Annotated in this window: 2 protein-coding genes and 1 pseudogene; 2 read left to right on the forward strand and 1 reads right to left on the reverse strand. The window is 73.5% G+C overall.

The annotated features are described in order from the left end of the window. Together DVA66_RS17850 and DVA66_RS21755 are read left to right on the forward strand one after the other, a co-directional pair. The coding region (locus DVA66_RS17850; RefSeq protein ID WP_157974101.1) for an alpha/beta fold hydrolase at positions 1–402 on the forward strand (402 nt) is incomplete at its 5' end. A 23-nt stretch (positions 403–425) separates the two neighbouring features. Then, positions 426–1,052: pseudogene (locus DVA66_RS21755) on the forward strand (CPBP family intramembrane glutamic endopeptidase); the annotation flags it as partial. A 179-nt stretch (positions 1,053–1,231) separates the two neighbouring features. Here the strand turns inward: DVA66_RS21755 and glgP are convergent. Then, positions 1,232–3,781 carry an alpha-glucan family phosphorylase gene (gene glgP, locus DVA66_RS17860; protein ID WP_114561256.1) on the reverse strand — a complete coding sequence of 850 codons (2,550 nt, stop codon included), beginning with the start codon at positions 3,779–3,781 and terminating at the stop codon, positions 1,232–1,234. Positions 3,782–4,051: the final 270 nt, after the last annotated feature.

Here is a 4,051-nt window from a genome sequence, read left to right on the forward strand (position 1 = left end):
CGGCTGCCCCCGGAGCAGGTGGTGGACCAGCAGCTGCGCGACGCCACCGCGCACTCCGCCCGGATCGCGCCGGAGGCGGTCGCGGCAGCGGTCGCCGAGACCCGGCGGCGTATGCGGGGCGCCGACTGGTCCGCCGCGCAGCGCTCGCAGTGGCAGGCGATCCTGGGGGTGATGGGGCTGCTGGTGCGCCCGGCGGCGATGGCTCGCCGGCTGGCACCGCTGCGGCTGCCCGTCCTGTGGCTGCAGGGTGAGGACGACCCCAAGGCGCCGGCGGCGACGGCCCGCAGCTGGGCCGCCGCGCGGACCGACTGGGTGCTCCGGACAGTGGCCGGCACCGGCCACGTGCCGCACCTGGAGGACCCGGCCTGGACGGCACGCACCATCGAGGAGTGGCTGGGGTGATCGCTGCGCTGCGCCGGCACCCGATGGCGACCTTCGTCGTGCTGGCGTTCGGCCTGCCCTGGCTGGTGTGGGTCCCGCGCGCGCTCGGCGTCCGGGTCGGCGTCCTCGACCCGCTGTCGACCTGGCTCGTCGCGGTCGCCGCGGCGCTGGCCGCGCTGCTGACCGGTGGCCGCCCCGCCCTGAGGGACCTCGGCAGGAGGCTGCTGCGCTGGCGGGTGCGCTGGGTCTGGTACGCGGTCGTGCTGGTGGGACCGGCGCTGTTCGCCCTGCTGGTGGCCGGCGTCGTCGTGCTGCTGGGAGGTGACCCAGCGAGCGCCGCCCCGCCGGTGCTGGTCGGGGGCAGCTGGCTCCTGCTGGTGACCTTCCTGCTGGTCGCCACGCTCACCGACGGTCTCGGGGAGGAGGTGGCATGGCGCGGGTTCGCGCTGCCGCGCCTGCTGGAACGCCTCGGGCCGGTGCCGGCCAGCCTGCTGCTGGGCCTGGTGTGGGGGTTGTGGCACCTGCCCCTGCTGTGGACCGAGGGTCGCGTGCTCCACCAGCAGCCGCTCTGGCTGCTGCTGCTCGACATCACCGCGAAGTCGGTGCTGTTCACCTGGGTGTTCCTGCGCACCGACGGCAGCGTCCTGGTCGCCGCGATGTTCCACGCCGCCACCAACGTCTTCGTCGTGTCACCGACCGTCCCCGACGACGGCGACCTCACCGTGCCGCTGGTCGCCCTCGGGCTGAAGTGGGTCCTGGTCGCGCTGGTGCTGGGCCGGGGTGGTCTCCGCGGCGGCTCCGGTCCCGGGATCCTGCCGCGACATCGCGGCCGGACCCCGGAACCGGACGCTCACTCCACCGGCAACGTGGCCAGACCCATCTCGGCCGGGTGGGCCAGGGCGGCGTGCTTCGGCACCACCCGCACGGTGAACCCGCGGGAACCCGTCCGGCGGGCCTCCCGGCGCAGGGTGTAGCGCCAGGTGCCCTCGCTCGCCTCGGTGCGGCCGGTGAAGGCCTCGCACTCGACGTCGGAGAGCTGGTCGTCACCGTTGAGGTCGCCGAGCACCATCTGCACCTCGACGTCGTCGGGGCTCAGCCCGCCGAGCTGGACGTGGGCGACCACGTCCATGGTGCCGCCGACCTGCACGCTCTCCCCGCTCAGCGACTCCACGTGCAGCACCTTGACCGCCGGCCACTGCTCGCGCACCCGTCGCTTCCAGGCCGCGACCTCGGTGGCCGTCGCCGGCTCACCGGCCCGGGCGGACACGGCGGCGGGGGCGTAGAGCTCGGTGACGTACTCCCGCACCATCCGCGAGGCGAGCACCTTCGGCCCGAGGATGGAGATGGTGTCGCGGATCAGCCGCACCCACGCGGTCGGCACCTGGTGCAGGTCGGTCTCGTAGAACCGCGGCACGATCTGGTGCTCGATGATCGAGTACAGCGTCTGCGACTCCACCGCGTCACGCTGCTCGGGGTCGCGGATCGACTCCGCCGAGGGGATGTCCCAGCCGCACCGCGGATCGGACCACTCGTCCCACCAGCCGTCGCGGATCGACAGGTTCGCCGCCCCGTTCAGCGCCGCCTTCATGCCCGAGGTGCCGCAGGCCTCGAACGGGCGCAGCGGGTTGTTCATCCACACGTCGCAGCCCGGGTACAGCGTGCGGGCCATCGCGATGTCGTAGTCGGGCAGGAACACCAACCGGTGCCGGACGTCCTCGCGGTCGGCGAAGCGCACCATCTGCTGGATCAGGCTCTTGCCCACGTCGTCGGCCGGGTGCGCCTTGCCCGCCACCACGATCTGGATCGGCGTGGTCGGGTGGTTGAGCAGCCGGATCAGCCGCTCGGGGTCGCGCAGCATCAGCGTCAGCCGCTTGTAGGACGCTCCGCGGCGGGCGAAGCCGAGGGTGAGCACCTTGGGGTCGAGGACGTCGTCGATCCACTCCGTCCCACCGCCCAGTCCGCGGTCGGCGTGGCTGCGCCGCAGCCGCTCCCGCGCCATCGTCACCAGGTCGGCCCGCATCCGGCGCTTGATCGACCAGATCCGGTCGTCGTCGACCTGCTCCAGGCCCTCCCAGTCGCAGCCGTCGAGGTCCTCCTCCTGCCCGGGCGGGCTGCCCAGCAGCTGCAGCCAGGCCGGGTGCACCCAGGTCGGGTGGTGCACCCCGTTGGTCACCGAGCCGATCGGCACCTCGCTGGTGTCGAACCCGGGCCACAGGCCGTTGAACATCTCCCGCGACACCTCGCCGTGCAGCAGCGAGACGCCGTTGGCGCGCTGGCCGAGCCGGAAGCCCATCACCGCCATGTTGAACCGGGACGGGTCACCGCCCTCGTAGTCCTCCGCGCCCAGCGCCATCACCCGCTCCACCGGCAGCGGGGCGAACCCGGAGAACTGGTGGTGCACCATCGAGGCGTCGAAGCGGTCGATACCGGCCGGCACCGGGGTGTGGGTGGTGAAGACGTTGCCCGCCCGGGTCAGCTCGACCGCGGTGTCGAAGTCGGCACCGGCGTCCATGTACTCCCGGATCCGCTCCAGGCCGAGGAAACCGGCGTGGCCCTCGTTGGCGTGGTAGACCTCCGGCTCGGGGTGGCCGGTGATCCGGCAGTACTCGCGCAGCGCCCGGACGCCGCCGATGCCCAGCAGCACCTCCTGGGCCAGCCGGTGGTCCGCGCCGCCGCCGTAGAGCCGGTCGGTGACCGAGCGGTCGTACTCGCTGTTGACCTCGAGGTCGGAGTCGAGCATGAGCAGCGGGATCCGCCCCACCTGGGCCACCCAGATCTGGGCGGTCAGCGTCCGCCCGTGCAGCGGCACCTGCACGGTGACCGCGGTGCCGTCCTCGGTGAGCGGGGTCAGCGGCATCGCGCTCGGGTCGAGCAGCGGGTACCACTCCTGCTGCCAGCCCTCGGCGTTCAGCGACTGGCGGAAGTAGCCGTGGCGGTAGAGCAGACCGACGCCGATGATCGGCACGCCGGAGTCGCTGGCGGCCTTGAGGTGGTCACCGGCGAGGATGCCCAGACCGCCGGAGTACTGCGGCAGCACCTCAGCGACACCGAACTCGGCCGAGAAGTAGCCGATCGCCTTCGGCGCCTCGGGGTGCTCGGCGGCGTACTGCTGGAACCACAGGTCCGCCCCCAGGTAGTCGCGCAGGTCGGCCTCGCACTGCGCCAGCTGGCGCACGAATCGGCGGTCCCCGGCCAGCACCTCCAGCCGACCGGGGTCGACCGAGGCGAGCAGCCGCAGCGGGTCGCGTCCGGTCCGTTCCCACAGCTCGGGGTCGACGGCGCGGAACAGGTCCTGGCTGGGCGTGTGCCAGAACCAGCGCAGGTTGCCGGCCAGCCGTCCCAGCGGCTGCAGCGGATCCGGCAGCACGGGGTGGACGTTGAATCGTCGATAGGCACGCACCCGCCGGAGCGTAGCGCCACCGGGGCCGCGTGCAGTGCGTCGCGGACGACCGGGAGGTGACGATCCGGTGACGGCGCGATGCCCGTCCCCGCGGGCGGCGGGGTGCCGCCGGGGCGGGCCGGACGGTGGCCTACGTTGGGCACGTGAGCGACCCGAGTGCGCAGCCCACCAGCCCCCGCGGTCCCGGCCGGACCGCTCGACGTCAGCCCGCCCGACCGGACACGGGAGCGCAGCCGCCCGCGCGTCCGAAGGCTCCCGCCCGGACGCCCG

The sequence above is a fragment of the Desertihabitans aurantiacus genome, assembly GCF_003344635.1.
In the GTDB taxonomy this organism is placed as follows: Bacteria; Actinomycetota; Actinomycetes; order Propionibacteriales; family Propionibacteriaceae; genus Desertihabitans; species Desertihabitans aurantiacus.